Raw genomic sequence first — 256 nt, forward strand, 5'->3', positions numbered from 1 at the left:
GAAGGCGAGGACATGAGGCGGTAAGGAAAGCTAGAGAATTCATGAAAGAAGGCTATCGATACGTCGTTGACCTGGACTTGGAGAAATTCTTTGATCGCGTCAACCATGACCGACTGATGATGAAGATTTCGGCTAAAGTGAAGGACAAGAAAGTTCTCCTGCTGATTCGAAAATATCTTCAGTCAGGAGTGATGGAGAACGGGTTAGTAAAACCGACAACAGAAGGGACACCGCAAGGAGGTCCACTCAGTCCGTT

General features: G+C 46.9%; 1 protein-coding gene. It reads left to right on the forward strand.

Annotated elements, in window-relative coordinates:
- Positions 1 to 256: reverse transcriptase domain-containing protein (locus tag UQ64_RS28915; protein ID WP_245238296.1), on the forward strand; the 256-nt coding region annotated here is incomplete at both ends.

Source organism: Paenibacillus etheri, from assembly GCF_001012825.1.
GTDB lineage: Bacteria > Bacillota > Bacilli > Paenibacillales > Paenibacillaceae > Paenibacillus_AQ > Paenibacillus_AQ etheri.